General features: G+C 40.9%; 20 protein-coding genes. 10 read left to right on the top strand and 10 right to left on the bottom strand.

Going from position 1 to position 22387, the window contains the following annotated elements:
• Positions 1–2: 2 nt before the first annotated feature.
• Entirely contained in the window at positions 3–353 is a 351-nt protein-coding gene (locus AC4MDD_RS11035) for a hypothetical protein (RefSeq protein WP_005399742.1), read from the bottom strand.
• Positions 354–626: 273 nt separating this feature from the next.
• Between AC4MDD_RS11035 and AC4MDD_RS11030 the strand changes: the two genes are divergently transcribed.
• Positions 627–887, top strand: a complete 261-nt coding sequence (locus AC4MDD_RS11030) for a hypothetical protein (protein ID WP_125273050.1) — start codon at positions 627–629, stop codon at positions 885–887.
• Between the two features lie 191 nt (positions 888–1078).
• Here AC4MDD_RS11030 and AC4MDD_RS11025 read toward each other — a convergent pair whose 3' ends face one another.
• From AC4MDD_RS11025 to lipA, 3 genes are all read right to left on the bottom strand, one after another.
• Positions 1079–3553: an acyl-CoA dehydrogenase gene (locus AC4MDD_RS11025; protein WP_491881622.1), complete on the bottom strand. Its 2475-nt coding sequence runs from the start codon at positions 3551–3553 to the stop codon at positions 1079–1081.
• A 261-nt stretch (positions 3554–3814) separates the two neighbouring features.
• A complete protein-coding gene (locus AC4MDD_RS11020) occupies positions 3815–5119 on the bottom strand; it encodes an IS4 family transposase (protein ID WP_062032364.1) in 1305 nt (434 codons plus the stop codon).
• Between the two features lie 124 nt (positions 5120–5243).
• A complete protein-coding gene (gene lipA, locus AC4MDD_RS11015; RefSeq protein ID WP_004693928.1) occupies positions 5244–6257 on the bottom strand; it encodes a lipoyl synthase in 1014 nt (337 codons plus the stop codon).
• Between the two features lie 208 nt (positions 6258–6465).
• Between lipA and sthA the strand changes: the two genes are divergently transcribed.
• A complete protein-coding gene (sthA, locus tag AC4MDD_RS11010) occupies positions 6466–7881 on the top strand; it encodes a Si-specific NAD(P)(+) transhydrogenase (RefSeq protein WP_004693926.1) in 1416 nt (471 codons plus the stop codon).
• A 310-nt stretch (positions 7882–8191) separates the two neighbouring features.
• Here the strand turns inward: sthA and AC4MDD_RS11005 are convergent, their stop codons facing one another.
• Positions 8192–8332, bottom strand: a complete 141-nt coding sequence (locus AC4MDD_RS11005; RefSeq protein WP_004693924.1) for a hypothetical protein — start codon at positions 8330–8332, stop codon at positions 8192–8194.
• Between the two features lie 420 nt (positions 8333–8752).
• On the bottom strand, positions 8753–9685 hold the full coding sequence (locus AC4MDD_RS11000) for a hypothetical protein (RefSeq protein ID WP_491881621.1): 933 nt from the start codon (positions 9683–9685) through the stop codon (positions 8753–8755).
• Positions 9686–9951: 266 nt separating this feature from the next.
• Between AC4MDD_RS11000 and AC4MDD_RS10995 the strand changes: the two genes are divergently transcribed.
• Positions 9952–10422: a YaiI/YqxD family protein gene (locus tag AC4MDD_RS10995; protein WP_004693920.1), complete on the top strand. Its 471-nt coding sequence runs from the start codon at positions 9952–9954 to the stop codon at positions 10420–10422.
• A 13-nt stretch (positions 10423–10435) separates the two neighbouring features.
• Complete coding sequence (locus AC4MDD_RS10990) at positions 10436–11347, top strand: DMT family transporter (RefSeq protein WP_491881620.1); 912 nt, start codon at positions 10436–10438, stop codon at positions 11345–11347.
• A gap of 15 nt (positions 11348–11362) precedes the next feature.
• On the opposite strand, the gene AC4MDD_RS10985 is transcribed toward AC4MDD_RS10990, so the two are convergent.
• On the bottom strand, positions 11363–11932 hold the full coding sequence (locus AC4MDD_RS10985; RefSeq protein WP_010326393.1) for a PilZ domain-containing protein: 570 nt from the start codon (positions 11930–11932) through the stop codon (positions 11363–11365).
• 24 nt (positions 11933–11956) lie between these two features.
• Here AC4MDD_RS10985 and AC4MDD_RS10980 point away from each other — a divergent pair, with 24 nt between their 5' ends.
• The 3 genes from AC4MDD_RS10980 (at position 11957) to AC4MDD_RS10970 (ending at position 16441) form a co-directional block, all read left to right on the top strand.
• Positions 11957–13192: a lipoprotein-releasing ABC transporter permease subunit gene (locus AC4MDD_RS10980; protein ID WP_004980646.1), complete on the top strand. Its 1236-nt coding sequence runs from the start codon at positions 11957–11959 to the stop codon at positions 13190–13192.
• Positions 13185–13868 (top strand): lipoprotein-releasing ABC transporter ATP-binding protein LolD, encoded by a 684-nt coding sequence (gene lolD, locus AC4MDD_RS10975; RefSeq protein WP_004693913.1) that lies wholly within the window; start codon positions 13185–13187, stop codon positions 13866–13868. The genes AC4MDD_RS10980 and lolD overlap by 8 nt, the downstream gene beginning before the upstream one ends.
• A 101-nt stretch (positions 13869–13969) precedes the next feature.
• Positions 13970–16441: a DNA internalization-related competence protein ComEC/Rec2 gene (locus tag AC4MDD_RS10970; protein WP_491881619.1), complete on the top strand. Its 2472-nt coding sequence runs from the start codon at positions 13970–13972 to the stop codon at positions 16439–16441.
• Here AC4MDD_RS10970 and AC4MDD_RS10965 read toward each other — a convergent pair.
• Positions 16341–17330, bottom strand: coding sequence for a lysophospholipid acyltransferase family protein (locus AC4MDD_RS10965; RefSeq protein WP_491881618.1), 990 nt, complete (start codon positions 17328–17330; stop codon positions 16341–16343). The two genes, AC4MDD_RS10970 and AC4MDD_RS10965, sit on opposite strands and share 101 nt — an antisense overlap.
• A 127-nt stretch (positions 17331–17457) precedes the next feature.
• Here AC4MDD_RS10965 and sppA point away from each other — a divergent pair, with 127 nt between their 5' ends.
• Positions 17458–18477, top strand: coding sequence for a signal peptide peptidase SppA (sppA, locus tag AC4MDD_RS10960; RefSeq protein ID WP_491881617.1), 1020 nt, complete (start codon positions 17458–17460; stop codon positions 18475–18477).
• Entirely contained in the window at positions 18474–19274 is an 801-nt protein-coding gene (locus tag AC4MDD_RS10955; protein WP_491881616.1) for an alpha/beta fold hydrolase, read from the top strand. The genes sppA and AC4MDD_RS10955 overlap by 4 nt, the downstream gene beginning before the upstream one ends.
• Before the next feature lie 53 nt (positions 19275–19327).
• Here the strand turns inward: AC4MDD_RS10955 and purN are convergent, their stop codons facing one another.
• Together purN and purM are read right to left on the bottom strand one after the other, a co-directional pair.
• Positions 19328–19957 carry a phosphoribosylglycinamide formyltransferase gene (gene purN / locus AC4MDD_RS10950; protein WP_078388910.1) on the bottom strand — a complete coding sequence of 210 codons (630 nt, stop codon included), beginning with the start codon at positions 19955–19957 and terminating at the stop codon, positions 19328–19330.
• A 5-nt stretch (positions 19958–19962) separates the two neighbouring features.
• A complete protein-coding gene (purM, locus tag AC4MDD_RS10945; RefSeq protein WP_491881615.1) occupies positions 19963–21033 on the bottom strand; it encodes a phosphoribosylformylglycinamidine cyclo-ligase in 1071 nt (356 codons plus the stop codon).
• A 132-nt stretch (positions 21034–21165) separates the two neighbouring features.
• Between purM and cxpE the strand changes: the two genes are divergently transcribed.
• Positions 21166–22386 (top strand): chloramphenicol efflux transporter CxpE, encoded by a 1221-nt coding sequence (gene cxpE, locus AC4MDD_RS10940; RefSeq protein WP_087010788.1) that lies wholly within the window; start codon positions 21166–21168, stop codon positions 22384–22386.
• The last annotated feature ends 1 nt before the right edge of the window (position 22387 follow it).

Here is a 22387-nt window from a genome sequence, read left to right as displayed (position 1 = left end):
AACTATCCTAAAAATTTGAGTAGGGCATACAATGCAATACATGGCACAGCAATGCCGAGCGTTGCTTTTAAGGTTTTTTGAACCATAAAGACCCAAATAAAGGCAGCACAGTTAAGACAAAATGCAATGAGGGTGGCGCTCATGGCCGCATTTACAGGATTTGCAATAAAGACTTTAGCAATGGTTAATGCAGAGAGCGCAGCAAGGAGATAACCGCCAAGCAAGGCCAGTGCAAATCGGTACAACACCATCAAGCGGTAGCTAAGCGGTGTGTCGACTTTCTTCTTTTTGGCAGGCTTCGGACGGACTTTTTCCGAATGAACCAAGGCATCAATTTGAGTCGTGCTATTCATGGAAGAGAGTTGGTGTATTAGTAAACAATATTGCAAATGATAACAATTATTATTTAAATAAAATAGATGGTAACTTTATTTATTTTTTCTGTAACGGTAAGTGAGTTTGGTGAACAGAAAAATTTGGATTGTAGTCGCTGCCTTTTTAAATAGATTTGATTCTTCTTATTATTTTTCTGAGCAACAGCTACACATTGTTACCAAATCACATTACGTGCTGCTGTGTTCTACGTTAGTTTCATAGTCAAAACTTGTGCTAATTTGGAGGAAAAGATGGCTGCTTTTATTAATGCCGAACAGGCAAAAATTATGTCCAACCAAGCGTATTTAGATATTGGAATCTATAAATTACGTTTAGCTTCACTCATTGAGGAGAGTGCGAAACAGGGAAATACTGCGGTATTTACAGTTCTGCCAAAACATTTACCCCTAGAAGATATTCGTCATTTTTCAGCAGAATTGACCCAACTGGGATATCAAGTTCGTTTGGAAGTGGAAGAGTTCTATTATCGTTTAAACGTGTATTGGATTTAAAACTTCGCTTTGATGTCTTGGTTTATATTGTATGGATAAAATAAAAGCCCGTAGACGGACTTTTATTTTTTAGGAGTTTCGAAAACCGATGAAAGGTTATATAGCTGAATACTTAATTTATTATCACACCTAAAACCATAGGAAATGAGGTTTTACAGATGTTTCCATGTGCTAGTGTTTTTAGAATTTAGCTATAGTTGAATATAGGAAGCCTTAGTATTGTAAGGACTCTTTAAATCTAGTGTCTGTTCAAGCTCATGATCAAAAATATCGGTGAGCATACTATCGAAGCGTAGAGCATTGTAATGAATCAACTGATCGGCTTCCTGAGGGTTGATGAATCCTGTTTCAAGTGCGTGTTGGATATGTGATTCAAAATCTAAGCCTTCAAATTGTCCTTTGGATTCCGCTTTTTTAAACTTTGTCCACAGATGATCAATCTTTAATGCTGCTTGGAACGCATTTTCCATACGCCCAAAGACATCATCTGGATCGGTATTGTAAAAAACATGCTGTTTCAGTTGTTCACGGAACGGGTTATTTTCCATGATGGCAAGTCCTAATTGCATTTTTAGCTGATCACTTGGTTGCTGGGCAACACGACCAAAAGGGAAACAGATGAACTTGACTACACAAGCAGCGGCTCGCATAGGAAAATTTGCGAATAGTCCATCAAATGCATCCTGAATTTGGACAAATGCTTTTTCTAAAGCCAGTTGTGCATGCTGTTGTTCCACCTCACTACGTTGTCCTTTTTCATAAAACTTCAAAATAGCGGTCGCGATAAATAAATAAGCATGAATGTCGGCTAAACGCCCTGAAAGCATTTCTTTGCGTTTAATATCGCCTGCAAGTAAGCCTAAACACAGGTCTGCGGTTAAAGCGAAGTTGGCACTGAAACGGTTAATCGTTTTGTAAAAAGGACGTGAGAAAGCATCTGTCTGTGCGGAAGCATCTGAAGGGCCACCGAATATGCCATAACTCAATGAACGTGCTGCGCGGTTAAAAGTATAAGCTAAATGTTTAAAAAGTAGCGTGTCGAAAGGCGCTAAAGCTACCTTTGTATCTTCTGCTTGGAGGAGTTGTAGCTCTTCATATAAATAAGGATGACAGCGCATTGAGCCTTGACCAAAGATCATTAAAGAACGGCTTAAAATATTGGCCCCTTCAACGGTAATTGAAATGGGGATGGCCTGATAATTCAGTGCTAAAAAATTGCGCGGACCCATTTGTACCGCCCGTCCACCAACGACGTCCATCCCATGATTGACAATTTTACGCATGGTTTCGGTGGCATAGTATTTGGCCATAGCTGTCATAACAGCAGGTTTTCCACCTTCATTTAAACCACAGGTCACCATATAGCGAAAAGCTTCTAACATATACGCACCGCTGGCAATATCACTGGTGGCTTCTTGCACGCCTTCAAAATGTCCTACAGAAATTTTAAATTGTTGGCGGACTTTGGCAAAAGCACCGACACTTAAATAGGCCATTTCAGCGGAAGCAGTGGAGAGCGCTGGCAAAGAAATCCCACGACCTACGGCTAAGCATTCCATCAGCATGCGCCAACCTTTACCTGCATTTTCCACCCCACCAATAATCCAATCGAGTGGAATAAAAATATCTTGTCCATCGACCGTGCCATTCATAAAGGGTGAACCAGGATTATGTCGTGCACCGACTTGGACACCGTCATGACTGGCAGGTAATAATGCGCAGGTGATGCCGTATTCAGTTTTGCTTGCATCGCCTAATAGTCCATCAGGGTCATAGAGTTTAAAAGCGAGACCAATCACAGTCGCAATAGGCGCCAGTGTAATCCAGCGTTTTGAAAAGTTCATACGTAAACCAAGCACTTCTTGGCCTTCAAACACACCATAGCAGACCATGCCTGTATCCGGTATTGCACCCGCGTCTGAACCAGCCTCAGGACTGGTTAAACCAAAGCAGGGGATTTCTTCGCCTTTGGCGAGTCCGGGTAAGTAGCGTTGTTTTTGTTCCTCAGTTCCATAATGTAAAAGCAATTCACCTGGGCCTAGAGAGTTGGGCACCATACAACTGACGGCAGTGGTCAGTGAACGTGAAGAAATTTTGCTCATGATGCGGCTTTGTGCAAAGGAGCTAAAGGCACGACCGCCGTATTCTTTGGGAATAATTAAACCTAAAAAGCCTTGTTCTTTGATGTATTGCCATGCTTCAACAGGAAGATCTTTTAAGTGATGATGAATTTCCCATTCATTGAGTAAACCACAAAGGTGTTCAACTTCATGATCTAAGAAGGATTGCTCTTCAGCAGACAGAGTAGGGTAGACATAACCATCAAATTTTTTCCAGTCAGGCGCGCCCATAAATAACTCTTTTTCCCACCAACTGGTGCCTGCATCCAATGCTTCACGTTCGGTACTGCTCATACTCGGCATTGCTTTGGCTAAAGCTTTATAGGCAGGTTGAGTGATTAAAGACTTTCGTAATGGATCAATAACCACAATCAGGCTGAGAATAATTAAGGGCAGACCTAGAAGTAATGACCACGGACTGATAAAAATAGCAGCGAAGAGGGATGCAAAAATAATGATTGCAGTTGCCATTAAGCGACTGAGTTCAAAATAAAAAATAGCCCAGAGGATACAGATTAAAAACAGAATGGCGAAAATGAAACCCATTGAAACCTCCCGTTGTTTACACCGTGAGGTGAGTCATACGTTTTATAGAATTCCACGGAAAATAAGGCAAAACGTAGACTAAAAAGGTGTAATAAAATGAATTTGATGTGATGTGTAGCATCACGATTATTTTAGACTTTGAATTAGATTAGGGTGTTTATTGAACAATGACTGTGTTAGAAATGTATGAATACGTAATTGAAAAATATAAAGAACGAAGATCGTAATAAAAAAAGCCCTCATATGAGTAATGCCAGTCAGTTAAGAAATTGACTGGCATTTTCTTGGATATTTTTGTGCTTTAATTTTCACTACTCGCGGACATTGCCTTTGCCTTTTTTCAGGTAATACAAATATTTTAGATTGTTCAAATAATTGCGCTAAATGTTTGGGTAGGTTTCCTGCTGATTCTAAAGGTGTGTGCCTTAAGATATTGATAATACTCATAGATGCAACATGGAAACTGATCCTTAAAGGACTCACCTTTGCATGTTCAGCGATAAACCTCATCTGTCTTCTTAAGATATTATATGCAATAAATACCCCCCACAATTCTTGATAGACCAAATCAGGTTGTTTGCTTCTTAAAATCCTTGCATCCTGTAAATCACTTTTAATTTCCCGATAACACATTTCTATTTCCCAACGCTGGATATAAAGCATTGCAAGGTCTTTGAATGGATAAACTTTAGAATCTGTTAATGATGTAATGTAACGTCTTATTTTTCCTGCATATTCAACTTCAATTAAACGTGCTTCCCAATAGTCACCCAATGACGGATTTATCTTTTTTGCTCTTGCTGAAACAGGCATTTTGATCTGAAAGTCATGGGCCGCATTATGATGAATCACTTCATAACGCAGGTTGTCCTTTGCTCGCATCAACCAATGACTCTCTTCTGCCTGAGATTGCCAGCTCACTAAAAAATCAGCAGAGAAGTAAGCACGATCAAATAGGGTAATACTGCGAACTGGTGCTTTTAATTGACTGGCTAAGGTTAATTCACCTTGATCCATACTGCCCATTTGGGCATCAATCATTTCATGGGTATTGGTATTCACCAGGCAAGTCGCTCTAACTTGTGGGTAAGGTGCAGCTGCTGTTTTGCCTTTGGATGAACCAAAGTGCTTAAAGTTTTCTTCTGTATGAGGCATAGACCAAACCACACCATCTACAGCACAAACGCATAGACCGTGAAAGTTGCTATATTGTTGTTGTGAGTCTTTAAACCATGCCTGACTTAATGTCGAAAATAAAGCACTCATGGGTTCTAAGCCTAAGCGTTGTCTTGCTTGTACGGATGCACTCGGTACACAGTATTCTGCCGTACCGAAAACAAGTTGCAATTGTTGAACCACATACCAAATCGGTTGATTTCGAAATAGAGCAAGTCCGATTACCAGCCAAACAACATGTTCAGCAGGCAGTTTTCTTTTTCGAATTGATGCTTTACCTGTTTGGTCTAAGCAATCTTCAATCCAGTTTAAATCAATCAATTCACTGAATTGTGAAAGTGAAGGTAAGGTTTGTTTTAATGTTAAATCTAGATTCTGAGATAAATTCATAAAAAAAGAGCGTATTTACATACGCTCTTTTTACAGCATTTTAACTTTTTTTGCTTAACTGACTGGCATTACTCATATGAGGGCTTTTAATTTTTGCGTTTTAACTGTTTAACACCACAGCAAATTAAGCTTCAATTGTTTGAACAGCAATCTTTTTCGCAGGATCTGCTTTGCGACGTACTGCTGGTACAGGTTCACCATAGTATTGGCGGTCAGCGAAGTAGCTTGAACGAACCATCGGCGCTGCCCAAATATTTCTAAAGCCCAGCTTTTGACCATGCGCAGTGTAGCGTTCAAATTCTTCTGGTGTAACGAAGCGGTCAATCGGCGCATGCTCTTTTGAAGGCTGTAAATACTGGCCAATTGTTACATAGTCAACGCCGTGTGCATGCAAATCATCTAAAAGTGAAATGACTTCTTCTTCAGTTTCACCAATACCGACCATCAAACCACATTTGGTTGGAACGTCAGGGCAATATTCTTTAAACATTTTCAGCAAATTTAAAGAGTGTTGGTAGTCTGAACCTGGACGCATCGCTTTGTATAAACGCGGCACAGTTTCAATGTTATGGTTAAACACATCAGGTGGACACTCAGTCATAATGCGAAGCGCAATGTCCATACGACCACGGAAGTCAGGTACCAAAATCTCAAGTAAAGTATTCGGGCTTAATGCACGTGCTTCTTTAATACAGTCAACAAAGTGCTGTGCGCCACCGTCAAGTAAGTCATCACGGTCTACAGAAGTGATCACGGCATATTTTAAACCTAAGTTTGAAATCGTTTCAGCCATGTGACGTGGTTCGTCTGCGTCAAGTGCATTTGGACGGCCATGTGCCACGTCGCAGAAAGGACAACGACGTGTACAAATGTCACCCATAATCATAAAGGTTGCAGTACCGCCACCAAAACATTCGGGGAGGTTTGGACATGCAGCTTCTTCACAAACGGTATGTAGTTTTTGTTCACGTAGGGTTGATTTAATGCGTTGCACTTCTTCGGGTGCTGCCATTTTCACGCGAATCCAATCCGGCTTGCGTGGCGTTTCAACCGTAGGAATAACTTTTACAGGTATACGCGCGACCTTTTCTGCGCCACGAAGTTTGATACCCTGCTCAGGTTTACGGTTTTCAGACATATTCAACTATTCCACTGTTTTTGACGGGGGAGATGCTAAAAATAGCAGTATTAGTATAGCGGAAATGCGAATTGATAGGGCGGAAATACTATTCATTTACTAAATGTGGTTATCACTTAATATATGTAAGCTAAATACAGCAAATTGCCTGCAATTACGTCATAATATGCCCAAGATAAGTAATAAGTTTTTGAAGAAGGAGCGTTGAATGCCACGTAAAAAAGAGGTCGTTGGTGGAACTTTCGTTAAGTACGATGCGGTCGTTCTAGGTTCAGGCCCTGCGGGTGAAGGCGCGGCAATGAAACTTGCCAAATCTGGAAAGCGTGTTGCGATTGTAGATGTACGTGAGCAGCTCGGTGGTAACTGTACCCACGTGGGGACCATTCCAAGTAAAGCTTTACGTCAAACGGTATCGAGTATTATCCGTTATCGCCGCGACCCAATGTTTAAAAAAATGGGCGACTGGCGTCAGTTTACAATGAAGCAAGTGCTTCAAAATGCACATAAAGTGATTCAACAACAGGTTGATACACACTCACGTTTTTATGACCGCAATAAAATTGATATTTACCATGGTCGTGCCTATGTTCAAGACCAAAATACGGTTTTAGTGTTTAGCCCTGAAGGCATCAAAGAAACGATCATGTGCAAACAAATCGTGATTGCAACGGGTAGCCGTCCATACCGTCCTGCGGCGCTTGATTTTAATCATCCGCGTGTATTCGATTCGGACAAAATTTTAGACCTTGATTATTCGATCCAAAAAATCATCATTTATGGTGCGGGTGTGATTGGCTGTGAATATGCGTCTATTTTCATTGGACTAGATCATAAAGTTGATCTGATTAATACACAGCATAAATTGCTGAGTTATCTAGACGATGAAATTTCTGATGCTTTGTCTTATCACTTACGTCAACAAGGGGTCTTGATTCGCCATAATGAGCAGATTGATCATCTTGAAACGTATGATGATCACGTGGTGCTACATTTACAAAGCGGTAAGAAAATTAAAGCAGATGCTATTTTGTGGTGTAACGGTCGTTCTGGAAATACGGATGGCTTAGGTCTAGAAAATGTTGGTATTACGCCAAACAGCCGTGGTCAGATTACAGTCAATGATCAATACCAAACCGAAGTGGAAAACATTTACGCTGCGGGTGATGTGATTGGTTGGCCTTCACTGGCTTCTGCTGCATATGACCAAGGTCGTTGCGCAGGTGCAAACATGAGCGGTGAAGTGGGTGTAGAACCTGTGGTTGATATTCCGACAGGCATTTATACCATTCCAGAAATTTCTTCGATTGGTAAAACTGAACAAGAGTTAACCGAAGAAAAAATTCCGTATGAAGTGGGGCAAGCTTCTTTCCGTCATTTGGCGCGTGCGCAAATTACAGGTGACACAGTGGGTGAGTTGAAAATTTTATTCCACCGTGAAACTTTGGAAGTGCTGGGTGTACATTGCTTCGGTAATAACGCTTCGGAAATTATTCATATTGGTCAAGCGGTGATGAATAGTCCAAACAATACCATCAATTATTTCGTAGAAACGACGTTTAACTATCCAACGATGGCTGAAGCGTATCGTGTAGCGACCTTAAATGGTATGAACCGTTTGTTCTAATTTTTATAGTATTTTCAGAGACCTGCAAGTTTAGACTTGCAGGTTTTTTATATCTAAAATTGCTATTTTTTATTGTAGGTTTGTCTCAATGTCTAAAACTTTTCACCAATTTGTGCGGTGGTAGGTGAGTGTGACAAGTAGGGGGGGGGGAGTAACTTTGCTTATGGGATACAAGTAGTTTTGTGGGTGCCATGTTTCTTAGCATAGAACATGGAAAGAATGATCCAGTGATACGGCGTAGCAGATATTTTTAGACATAAAAAAACCAACAAAGTTGGCTTTCTTGAATTAGGCTGCGACGTGAAATCAGTTACAGGATGAACTGATGTAAGAAGTAGGCAGAAATCATCATGCCTAACACAAAAAACATGCACGAATAAGCGTCAAGCTGATAACGCTTTTCTAATTGATGTTCAACATGCTGTATATTTTCTTCTTGCATAATTTTCATGGAAGTTTTTATTCCGATTTAATTATCGTTAAAATCCTATTGCATTTTTGTATTTTTAACATAAAAAAATGCTTAAATAAAGTACTAATTAAAAATAATCAGATCTCCACTATACATAATCACTTAAATATTCAAGTTTATGCTGAGTTAACCCAGAAGCTAGCAGATACCAATAACTAACTATCTGAAAGTCATAGAACTTAGGATTTTATAATTCATCGTTAAAATAAGATAATTGAATTTAAAACTGTGGATAAATGTGCTTTTAAATGAATTTAAAATAGCAAGAGATAATAAAATATGTGGATAAGTTTTATACAAATGAATTCAAATTAAAATAAAACGTATTGATATAAATAAAGAAGCCAACGTAACCTATACATCGAGCTTGCATAGTTTACGTTGGCTTATTTTTATAAATTATTGATTTAATGCATAAATATTGGCTTGAATCCAAATATTGCCGCGAATGTATTGTCCAATATTAAAGTTGGTATACTCTGGATTTTTAGTGGCAATACGAATCAGTGTTGCAGGTTGGTTGTCTTCATGAATCAAGGCAACATCAAGCAGAGTGTAGTCTTGTTCCATAAATTGCATGCTGGTTTTGCCCACAATATTCCCTTGAAACCATGCTTCATCTTCCTGACCGATCTTTTCGCCATACAAATAAGCGACCATTTTTGAAAAATCGACAGTCACAGGTTCTTTGTCATCATCCGACTTTGGTTCCCATGCATCAATCTGTTCTTGCAGGTTTGCAGGAGCAATGCCATTGTTTGCTGCCAAAATATCGTTCAAGGCACGATGATGTTTAATCGATGCAGGATCATCAACCACCAGTTGCTCGTGATCTGCGACTGCTTCTAGTTCATATGCCCATGCATTGAGATGTGCGATATAGGTTTGGTCTTTTTGGTATTGAGCATGATTGACGCTATATAAGCTGTCATAAGCATAGACGATACTGTTATTGCCTAAGTTTAAGCGTAAAACGGCTTGTGTGTTGGATTGACCGCGAATGATGCGTTCAACCACAGCAGACACTTTATAGGGGCTATTAAAACTTGGAAATGCAGTTTTAACAGCCTTGGGTTTATTGTCTTCAACCGCGATGACTTGAGTCAGTTGAACAGCCGCTTGACTTGGACCTTGAATGAGCCAACAACCCGCATCCATATCTTGTTCAGTCTGGCATAAACCCATCGGCATGATTGGTGCATTTAAAGCTAAACCTAACCATTTAGGGACATCTTGTGCAGGGTTATCGGTGAGTAAATTCCAATGCTCGACGTGGCTACCAAAGTTTTGGTCATCAATGGTGATTATTTCTGGACTATTTTGATTGTTCATATGCACGATTGAATGAGGTTATATATCCCTATTAAATCGAGGGTTATTTCTATATTTCAAGTCCTATATTTTATTTTTACTGGAAAATCATCAAAAAAGACTAAAGCCTTACTTTATTTGATAGACAAAATAGTAAAAGCATTTCCTTGTGATACTTATAAAGTATGACACAAGCTTTGTATTAGGGATTTTGAGCGGTTTTATCTATTATGCTCAAGCACTGAGTTTGTTAGACTAAGGTAGTTTCTTTTGTTTATGGATGTGCAGTGCTGCCATTTAAACTCTGGGTCGATGCAGATGCATTGCCTAAAATTTTACGTGAAGTGATTTTACGTGCTTCTGATCGTTATCAGCTTGAAGTGACCTTTGTGGCCAATCAAAATGTCGGGATTACGCCTTCCGTTCGCATTAATTCAATTCAAGTGATGAGTGGGGCGGATGCCGCGGATAAAGAAATCATCGAACGCATGAAAGAGAATGATATTGTGATGACACAAGACATTCCGCTGGCGGCGCAGGTGATTGAAAAGGGTGGAATCGCAATTCATCCACGTGGTGAAATCTATACTACAGCCAATGTCAAAGCGCGCCTACATTTACGTGATTTTATGGATTCATTACGTGGAGCAGGAGTAAACACGGGTGGCCCACCGCCTATTTCTGAACGTGATAAACGAGAATTTTCTAGTTCTTTAGACCAAACCATTCAAAAGCAAAAACGCAAAACCGCCATTTAGCATCGAGCTGATTATGTCTTCTAAAGCCAATCTGATGGCAACCTATGGATTATTGGTTTTTATTTGGTCCACAACGCCTTTAGCGATTGTGTGGAGTGTGACCGATTTACATATGCTGTGGGCGTTGGTATTACGTTTTTTCATCGCGCTGCCTTTGGCGATTTGTTTGTTATTGATTTTAAAGCGACAGTTCCCCACTGATAAAGTCGCTTGGCATAGTTATTTGGCTGGTTCTTTTAGCTTGATTGGCTCGCAGTTTTTTACCTATGTGGCCACCAACTATATTAGTTCAGGCATGATTGCATTGATGTTTGGCTTAGCACCGATTATGGCAGGGCTGATCGGACGTTTTTACTTTAAGAGCTATTTGAGTGCGATGCAGTGGCTTGGGATGTGTATTGCACTGCTGGGACTTGCGATAATTTGCCTTGCAGGTACAGCACAGCATGTCCATCCGTTTGGGATTGGACTGATGTTACTGAGTGTATTTTCTTATGCAGCCTCTATTTTCTGGGTGAAAAAAGTCAATGCGAATATTGAACCCGTTGCACAAGCGACAGGTTCAATTTTGGTGTCGACATTGGCGGCTATATGTATTGTGCCGTTTATTTGGCAGCATGCACCGCAGCAAATGCCCGATTTGAAAACTTGCTTGGCGCTGCTATATACGGTCGTCATGGCATCATTGATTGCGATGTTCTGTTATTTTAAATTGGTGCAGAAAATTCAACCTACGACTTTATCGCTGACTACCGTCATGACACCGATGATTGCTTTATTTATAGGTGCTGTGCTGAATCAAGAAAAACTCTCGATGATGGTGATTTTGGGTGCAGTGGTTTTATTGTCAGGTTTGTTCGTTTACTTTTATAAAGATCTTCAGGCAAGTCGGAAACTTGCCCAAAAGTTAAAAAGCCAAAACTAGTCCAAGGTTCTGGCTTTAATGATCTTCGACCGTCAAAGAAATACAGTCGGCCAATTTGACACGATCTTGCGGGTGCAAGGTAATAAAGTATGCTCCCGTACGGCACTTGCCATTTTCCTCTTCATTGCTGTACACCACTTGTGCAATCGCGGCAATATGGAAGAAGTTTTCAGGGTGGCTCAAGGTTAAGTGGATATAGGTACCATCTTGAATTTGTTTTTCGCTATAGAAACTCAAACCACTTTCAGAAAAATTCACATGTTCAGGCGTAGGTAACATGGTTTGTACAATTGTGTCGTACAAAGACCCCGTGATCAGGTTTAATTTCTGGTTAAATAGGGATAAGATTCGAGCAATTTGTTGATCTTTTTCAGATAATTGTTCTAATTCGTAGTTTAGTGCATGATCAAATTGATCTAATTCTGCGAGTAGTAGAAAATAGCGCGGTAAAACAAAATTAGGATCGTAAGGGTCATTCAGGGCAACATCATCAGAAATGATCTGATAGTTAATTCTCAAGGCTGCATCGATTCGTGACATCACACGACGTTCTGGTTGAACGTTTTGATGCTGTAAATTTTCCATAATTATGACCTCGGACTAGATGGTATGTTTAAACCAATCTCGCTGTATATAGGGTTGAGATATACTCGCGCACGGCGTAGCAACCACTTTATTTCTTTTATTGCACTGGTTTCGATGATCGGTCTAACACTGGGTGTGGCTGTACTTATTACAGTCTTATCTGTAATGAATGGTTTCGACCGAGAGTTGAAAACACGTGTACTTGGAATGATACCTCAAGCCACTGTTTCTTCAACACAAATTTTAACAGATTGGCCTGAACTTGCAAAAAAAATTGAGACAAAGGAACACGTCACAGGCGTAGCACCGTTTACTCAATTGCAGGGGATGCTTACGGCACAAGGCCAAGTGGCTGGAATTATGGTCACGGGGATCGAACCTCAATATGAAAAAAAGGTTTCGATTATCCAAGACCACATGGTTGAAGGTGGTATTGATAACTTAAAAAAAGGTGAGTTTGGTATTGTTTTAGGCAAACAAATGACCGATGCCTTAGGTTTAGGTTTAAATGATAGTGTGACTTTGGTTTTACCGGAGGCAACACCATCACCAGCGGGTGTGGTACCGCGTTTTAAACGTTTCAAAATTGTGGGCATTTTCAGCATTGGTGCTGAGGTCGATTCGATGATGGGCTACATTGCCTTGAATGATGCATCAACGTTGTTACGCTTACCTGATGGCGCGCAAGGCATTCGCTTGAAATTGGATGATATTTTTGCAGCACCTAAAGTGGCTGATGAAATTGTCATGGATCTGCCAAGCGGTTTTTATGCTTCGAATTGGACCTATACGCACGGAAATTTGTTTAGTGCGATCCAAATGGAAAAGGCCATGGTGAGCTTATTACTCTTCCTAATTGTCTTGGTGGCTGCATTTAATATTGTGTCGTCCTTGGTAATGGTCGTGACCGATAAAAAATCGGATATTGCCATATTACGTACTCTTGGTGCATCACCTGCGACCATTACTCGTATTTTTATGGTTCAAGGCACGATTATTGGTGTAATTGGTACGGTATCGGGCGCGATTCTCGGCATTGTTTTCGCGTCTGGAATTAGTGGTTTTGTGGGTTGGCTAAACAACGTGATGGGACTGCATCTGTTTGATGCCTACTTTATCAATTACTTACCATCGTATTTAAGATGGCAAGATGTATTAACCATTGTGTCACTGTCTTTAGTTTTAAGTTTCCTTGCAACAATTTATCCTGCAATGCGTGCTGCAAAAATCCAACCCGCGGAGGCATTACGTTATGAGTAAAATTGTTTTAGAAGCACAAAATATTGAAAAACATTTTACCGATGGTAAGTCGACCGTTGAGGTGATTAAAGGCCTCTCTCTACAAGTCAAAGCTGGTGAATTCGTTTCGATTGTGGGGTCGAGTGGTTCGGGAAAAAGTACTTTGTTGCATGTCTTGGGCGGTTTAGACCGTCCGAGTTCTGGGCAGGTTTTTTTGCAGGGTAGTCGTTTTGACAGTTTAAATGAAGCTGAACGTGGTTATTTACGTAATCAACACTTAGGTTTTGTTTACCAGTTCCATCATCTGTTGCCTGAGTTTACCGCTTTGGAAAATGTGGCAATGCCACTGATGTTACGTCAAGGTACTAACTTTAAAGATGTACAAAAGCAAGCCGAATATTTACTCGAACGTGTCGGATTGACGCATCGTTTAACCCATAAACCGGGTGAGCTCTCGGGTGGGGAACGTCAACGTGTTGCATTAGCGCGTGCATTGGTGGCCAAGCCAGCATTAATGATGGCGGATGAACCGACAGGCAACTTAGATCGGAAAACAGCAAGCAAAATTTTTGAGCTGCTGATGGATTTACGTCAAGAGTTCAATATGGCGATGTTGATCGTGACACATGATGAACAACTGGCTCAGTCCGCCGATTCTATTTTGCATATGCAAGATGGTCTTTGGGTCAATGACTAGGCTGAGAGCCGATAAAAATATGAGATAAAGCCACTATCTATTGAAGCCCACTTCGGTGGGCTTTATTATGGCGCCAATAAAAAAAATAACTGAATAAAAGAATGAAGTTTTTATATGCTGCTGCTTGGATTGTAGGAATTGCATTGATGGGGCAGAACGTCCCCATTCTAAATCACCTTTTTTATCCAGCGCTGATTTTGGTCAGCGTACTTTTGCCGTTACAGTTTTTTCTCTTTAAGCACAAACACGCCCTTATTTTGCAGTTTATATGCGGACTGATTTATTCCATGTTTTTTTTAACTGCGGGATATCATTATGCACAATCGGCTTTGCAGCAGCGTCTAGCTTATAAAGAAACAAAAGTTGAAGATGCTGAAATTATTGTTTATATCGCAAAAATTAACCAACTGGGTGCTGAGACCATTCAGCAAGAAATACAGGTCTTGAACCGACATGTGCAACCAGTGCAGTGGTTGAGTTTTCAAAAAAGGATCTCGGATGAGCAAGAGGTCTTGGAACTTGGGAAATACTACCGACTGACAGGGGAAATACGTCCTGCACATAGTTATTCGGTGCAAGGTGTATTCGATGTTGAGCAGTGGTATCTGCAACGTAATCTTATGTCGGGTTTTAAACTCAAGCACATACAACCCTTGTCTGAATCAGAAATTTCTGCATTAGGCTATACTAATTATTTAAGAAAACAGCAGGGCATACTCAATAAAATTCAACTGGGTATAGAACAACAGCGATTAAATATTCGTTATTTTATTTATAACCAGCCTTTAAGTCATAAGGGTCTAATTCTAGCGCTCCTGACTGGGGATGAAAGTTTCTTAGATAAGGAGACGACAGCACTTTTTCAACGCTTTGGCATTAGCCATTTATTAGCGATTTCTGGGCCACATGTGCTGATCTTTGCCGTGATGCTGTGTTGGCTTTTACAAAAGGTGCTAAATCGTTATTGGCCACAGATTTTTCTAAAAATCCCACGACCTTATGCATTGTTATTGCCATTTTGTTGCTGCGTATTGCTGTATTGTGCCTTTGTCGGTTTTGAGATTCCTGCACTTCGTACTTTACTCAGTTGTTTCTGTTTAAGTGTGTTGATTTGGCTCAGGCAGAAAATTTCAGCTTTGACGTTACTCTTATTGAGTGCATCCCTCCTTTTACTGTTTGATCCTTTTTCAATTCTATCAGCTGCCTTTTGGTTGTCCTATGGTGCGTGCTTTGTGCTTTTACGCATTTATCAAACCACGATTCGGCTCGATTTGACTCGCCCGCAGTCTTGGCAGAAAAAACTCGTTTTTAGCCTAAAACTTTTGGTTGAGTCGCAGTGGAAAATATTTGTGGCTTTGATGCCTTTGGTGATTATTTTCTTCAAGCAAGTCTCATGGGTGAGCCCAATCAGTAACCTTGTCGCTATTCCACTGATCAGTTTACTGGTTGTACCACTGGAGGTTTTGGCAGCATTTACTTTTTATCTTTTTGAACCGCTGAGCAGCCTTTTGTTTCAGTTGGCAGATTGGGTGCTGGTATTTTTATTGGGCATACTCAATGTGCTGGATGTGCTACTACCGATTAAGTTGTACCCGATTGCTCTCAATACTTGGCAAGTCATTTTACTGATTGTGCTCTTAATCATTGTTTTTATGCCCAAACCGAGTCTACCAAAATCATGGCTCGTGCTAGGTTTGATTCCTTTGTTGGGGTTCAGTAGCCAAAGCAGTCCTTTTGAGTTGATCGTCTTGGATGTCGGTCAGGGACAAGCGGTGTATATGCAACATGGGCAACAGCATGCCATGATTGATGTTGGTGGCTCCTATGATGAATCGAAGTTTAGCGTTGCTAAGCAGATTATTCAGCCATTTTTATCGAAGCAAGGCGTGAGCCAATTAGATCAGCTGATACTTACACATTTGGATCAAGATCATAGTGGAAGCTATGCCACATTAAAAAATGAGTTGTCGATCAATCAAGTTTACTCTAATCAGCAATTGGATGTGGCAACTACGTCAAACTTTAACTATTGTCAACAAGGTCAGATCTGGCACTGGTCAGAACAAGTGGAAATCAAAATTTTGTCACCGAAAGCCAATCAATTGGCACAAGTGCCATATCAGCAAAATGAGCTATCTTGTGTGGTCTATATACAGGTGAAGGATGTACAGCCTTATCAGTATTTTCTGATTATGGGGGATGCAGGCTGGCAAACCGAGTTTCAATTATTACAGGATTATCCAGACTTAAAAGTTGATGTATTGGTCTTGGGCCATCATGGCAGTCGACATAGTTCAGCCTATGCATTTTTAAAACATTATCAACCGAAATTAGCAATTGCCTCAGCAGGGTTCAATAACCGCTATGGGCATCCAAGTACAGTAACGCAAGCCCGTTTGAAAGCTTTAAACATCCCACTCTTAACAACAGCAGAGCAAGGCAGTATCGGTTTTATTGCGCAGTCTACAGGGTTTATTGAGCTGACGGCACAACGTCAGACTCGACAGTGGTTGCAGTCGACTGAATCTGTTGTTCCATACGCAGTTGCTCTAAACGTGTCACAGCCTCATTAAAGGGAAGGTTATACAGTGTTCGAAGCTCAGGATTGGCTTTAAAGCGCTTATAGGTCCAATGATAATGCTCTGGGTGACGACGAATTAGGTCCTCAATGGCTTGGTGAATGACGAAGGTGCCATCATTGGCTGTACCCTGATAAATACTTTCACTGATTTCTTCAATGTACATATCAAAGCCATCGTCATTACGAATAGCATAGAGCAGTAAAGCCTTGGCTTTGGTTTTTTGAATCAGTTTGGCGCTCAGGTTGCTTGAAGCTAAAGGAAAGCCAAAATAAGGAATCATTTCACCGCCTTGTTTTGGGGTATGATCGGGCAGAATTACGGTTGTTCCCCCTTGTTTGAGCGCCTTAAAAATTTGGCGTACCCCAGATTCATCGGTAGGGACAAGATGAGCACCTTCACGGCTGCGTGCCTCACGAACAAATAAGTCAGCGCCAGGATCCTTAACTGGCTTGTACATAATGGTCATTTCAGTAAATTGGGCGACATAACTATTCATAATTTCCCAAGTCCCAAAATGAGGTACGATTAAGACTAAACCTTTTTGAGCAGCAAGCGCCTCATGTAGCAAATGTTCGCCATGTACTTTTTGGATGCGTTCAATATTTTTCTGATTGCTTGAACCCCAAATACTAAAAAACTCAAAATAGGTGGTCAGTTCATTACGTACTGCTTGTTTCGCAATCACTTCGCGTCGCTCATCACTCAGCTCAGGCAGTGCAATTTTTAAGTTGAGTCTGAGAGCATCATTGTTTTTACTGATTTTTAAAAGATTGACTAAGCCTGCTAAACCCTTAGCAAAAAAACGTGCAAATTTAATAGGTTGTTTGCTTACAAAACGCAGTAAAAGATAAGTCGAGTTTTGCTCTTGTACTTTAGTCATTCTTTAGAGTCAATGGTAAATGTGGATAAAAACATAAAATATTATAGGCTAAAATAAACTGTTTCGACAGTTTTCTACAAATCAGTGTATATAATGAGGGCAATTTTATTCAAGTTTGGATTGTTATATGTCCGATTGGCCACCAAAACCAGAAAATGAAACGCCGAAACAACAGCCTGTACATGAACAACCGACAGGAAACGAATGGAAAATTTTAGAGAAAGCAGTTTTAGCTTCCGTTGAGGAACAACGTCGTGCACGTCGTTGGGGCATCTTTTTCAAATGTCTAACTTTTGCCTACCTTTTGTTTATTCTATTTGCCATGACCAAGAGCTGTTCGACCAGTGGTACGGATACAACTGCATCTAAACATATAGCTGTAGTTGATATTGTGGGTACCATTGCCGCTGATGAGCAAAGCGTAAACAGTGATGACACGATTAAATCATTAAAGAAAGCTTTTGAAAATAAACAAAGCCAAGCGGTAGTGCTTAATATTAACTCACCGGGCGGTTCTCCGGTTCAGTCGGATGAAATCTGGCAAGAAATTCAATATTTGAAAAAAGCGCATAGCGATAAAAAATTGTATGCGGTGATTGGTGATACAGGTGCATCAGGTGCTTACTATATCGCATCTGCTGCGGACGAAATCTTGGTGAATCCTTCGAGTTTAGTGGGTTCAATCGGTGTGATTATGCCGAACTATGGCGTGAATGGCCTCATGCAAAAACTGGGTGTTGAAGACCGCACTATGACCTCTGGTCAAAACAAAGCTTTATTGTCAATGACACAACCCGTTAACCCAGCGCAGCGTGCACATGTTCAAGGTGTACTTGATAATGTACACGAGCATTTTATTAATGCTGTGAAACAAGGTCGTGGTAAGAAGTTAAAGTCGAACGATCCTGCACTCTTCTCAGGTCTTTTCTGGACAGGGGATCAGGCGGTCAAACTGGGTATTGCTGATCGTATTGGTAATTTACATACTTTAAAACGTGAACTAAATACCGATAAAGCGATGGATTATACGGTGGTACATAGCCCACTAGATGCTGTATTAGGCCGTTTAGGTGCATCTATGGGAGCTGGTTTTGCATCTTCAATTTCAAATCAAATGCAATCTGAACAGACCACGAAACTCCAATGAAGCCTTTAATTCATTTTGCGCACGCCAATGGCGTGCCTTCTAAGGTCTATCAGAAATTATTTGATTTATTGTTAGATCAGTATGATGTGATCTATGTCCCTTTATTAGGGCCAGATAAAAACTACCCGATTGATAACCATTGGAAAAGCTTAACTCAGCAAGTGATTGACAGTATTGTTCGTCAGGCACAGGGTCGTAAAGTGATTGGTTTGGGACATTCATTAGGATCAGTGCTGACGTTTCAGGCGGCATTACAGCGTCCTGAGCTATTTCAACAAGTCATCATGATGGACCCGCCTTTGATCATGGGCAAAGCCTCGTTTGCATTACACTTTGCGAAAATGTTGAAGTTAAAAATGGTCGATACTATGTCTCCAGCAGCGCTATCTTTAAGGCGTCGTGACCATTGGGAAAGCCGTGAACAAGCGGCTGAACTTTTACGTCCGAAAGGCTTTTATAAAGACTTTGATCCAGACTGTTTTCAAGCTTATATTGACTATGCTTTAACGGAAGATCGCGTCCGTGGCGGTGTTGAACTTACGATTGCAAAAATGGATGAAGTTCATATCTTCAGGACCAATCCTTCTTTATGGTGGCTACCTCAGGGTAAACCACAAGTGCCGATGCATTTGCTGATTGCTAAAAAAGGTCCTTTTGTTGGTCCAGGGTTTCCACAAATAGTGAAAAAGAAATTTGGCATTCCTTATCAAATCGTTGAGGGAAGCCATATGTTTCCTTTAGAGGGACCAGAAGAAACGGTTGCTTTGATTAAGATGCTGATTCAAGAAAATGTTTAATAGTACTTTTTAGCAACCATAAAAAAACGCCTCCTTGGAGGCGTTTTTTTATTTTAAAATTTGCAAAACTGAATCGGCTCGTGCATCAGTGTATTGCGGTAGAGAACACCTTGGTCTGTATGCTGAATCGTTTGTGTACAAATCCACTCTACCACTTGCGGGTAGATGATATGCTCAAGCGTATGGACACGTTGGGCCAAACTATTCACACCATCATGTGAACCAACTTTCAGTACACCTTGTGCCAAAGCTTGACCTGCATCGAGTTCAGCCGTCACATAGTGCACGGTACAGCCATGCAGTTGATCGCCAGTATTTAGTACGCGCTGATGGGTATGCATACCTTTGTAATGCGGTAGAAGAGAAGGGTGAATGTTGATCATTTTCCCTTCCCAAGCACTGACAAATTTCTCACTTAAAATACGCATAAAGCCAGCAAGAACCACCAAGTCCACATCCCAATCGAGTAACTGTTGATGCATGACATCATCAAAAGCTTCACGATGAGGATACTGTTTGTGTTCAATGACCGCTGTCGCAATACCTGCATTTTCAGCACGCTGTAGCGCATAGGCTTCAGGTTTGTTGGAAATCACACCCACAATTTGCCCTGACAGATTGGCATCAATCAAGGCTTGAAGGTTTGATCCACTTCCTGAAACCAGAACAGCAATTTTAATCATACGAATTAAGCGAATATCACACGGATTTTTTCGTCTGCGCCTTCAACTGACTCAGCATTGTCTGCGATATGCCCCATAGTGAAAGCTTTTTCACCAAGGCTATTGAGTCGTTCAACTGTTTTATCCGCATCAGCAGCATCGACAACTAAGACCATGCCTACGCCACAGTTGAATGTGCGATACATTTCGAACTGTTCAACACCACCTTCACGTTGAAGAAGTTTAAACAATTCTGGCCATTCCCAAGATGCTTCATTCACAACAGCTTGAGCACCATTCGGCAATACGCGTGGTAAGTTACCTGGTAACCCACCACCAGTAATGTGTGCCATTGCGTGTACATCAACTTCTTTTAAAAGTTGAAGAATAGGCTTCACGTAAATACGTGTTGGTTCCATTGCAACATCGGCAAGTGGACGATCATCAACGATTTGAGTCAAGTCAACGTTTTTCACGTCTAAAATTTTACGAAGTAGAGAGTAACCGTTTGAGTGAGCACCACTTGATGCAACACCAATTAAAACGTCACCCGCCTTGACTTTAGAGCCATCAATAATTTTGCTTTGCTCAACTACGCCTACACAGAAACCTGCCAAGTCGTAATCTTCGCCTTCATACATGCCAGGCATTTCGGCAGTTTCACCACCAACCAATGCACAACCAGCAAGTTCACAGCCTGTACCAATACCCGTAACTACGTTTGCAGCTACATCTACATTAAGATGGCCAGTTGCATAGTAGTCAAGGAAGAATAATGGCTCAGCGCCACATACAAGAAGATCGTTTACACACATTGCAACCAAGTCTTGACCAATCGTGTCATGACGGTTCAAATTCAATGCTAAACGTAATTTTGTACCAACACCGTCTGTGCCAGATACGAGAACAGGTTCTTCATAACCTTTAGGGATTTTACAAAGTGCACCGAAGCCACCTAATCCGCCCATTACTTCAGGACGAGTAGTACGCTTCGCGACAGATTTGATACGATCGACTAACGCGTCGCCCGCTTCAATGTCGACACCTGCATCTTTGTAGCTTAAACCAGTGTTTGGGGTAGAAGTTGAGTTGCTCATAATGAAGTCTCCGCATTCGCGGGGCGATTATACCTGAATATACGAAACACATATGTTATTTCTGCGCTAAAATGTTATCTTTACTAAAATATTTTTCTCAATAACGATTAAATCTGACAAAGGCGAGATTGCATGCAAGATCGTACACTTAAACGTATTTTTATTTTGGCAGGAATCGCGCTCATACTCTGGGTGTTGTATCTACTCAAGCCTGTTGTTTTACCTTTTATTGGTGCATTTTTAGTCGCTTATCTGTTTAGTCCACTGGTTGATAAACTGCATAAAATTGGCTTACCACGTTGGTTATCTATTAGTGCTGTTTTTATCGGTATTGGCGTTGTCATTACATTGGCATTTTGGTATTTGGTTCCACTGGTGTGGGAACAGCTGATGTATGCGAAGAACAGCATTCCTTCAGGTATACATTGGGCGAATTATAAATTCCTGCCTTGGTTATCTGACAGTTTTAATTTGGTCCCAATGGAATTAGATGTTGATCAGATTTCAGCTGCGATTATGGAATATGTACAGACCAACTATAGTGCAGACAGTATTCAGGCTATGATTGCCAAATTGGCTCAGTCTGGACTGAACTTCATTCAGATTGGTGGTACTGTTGTGCTGATCCCAATTATTGCATTCTATTTCTTATTGGATTGGGATCGCATGCTGGACAGTTTTCGTCGTCTTATTCCGCGGCGATATGAAGAACAGACCTTAGTCATTGTTAAAGAATGCCATAGTGTACTTGGTGCTTTTGTCAAAGGTCAGTTCTTGGTCATGGTACTCTTGGGCGTGGTCTATGCAATGGGCTTACAGCTAATTGGACTTGAAGTAGGTTTGATTATTGGGATGGTGGCTGGGCTGTGCAGTATCATTCCTTACTTAGGTTTTGCTGTCGGGATTATTGCCGCAGTGATTGCAAGTTTATTCCAGTTTGGTATTGATTGGATGCAATTACTCTTGGTTGGTGTAGTCTTTATGATTGGTCAGGCAGTGGAAGGCTATATCCTACAACCTTTCTTGTTGGGCGATAAAATTGGCTTGTCTCCAGTTGCTGTGGTATTTGCAGTGCTGGCTGGTGCGCAATTGGGCGGTATTTTAGGGATGTTGATTGCGTTGCCTGTGGCTGCTGTGATTGTGGTGTTATTAAGACATGCACGTGAGTTTTATGAAAATAGCCCAATGTACAGCACACCTACTTTTGTTGTGCAAGATTCATCCGCGGGCTCAATTACGATTGAAACTGATCAGGTCGATGTCGATATTGAACTAAAAAATCAAGCGGTAAAAGCTCAGCAAGCATCTGAAAATTCAAGTAAGATTGATCAGATAGACCATAAAGAACTTTAGG

The sequence above is a fragment of the Acinetobacter sp. CAU_H_29a_1 genome (assembly GCF_058599505.1).
Note: the sequence above shows the minus strand (reverse complement) of the source record. Positions and strands in the feature narration are given on the sequence as shown.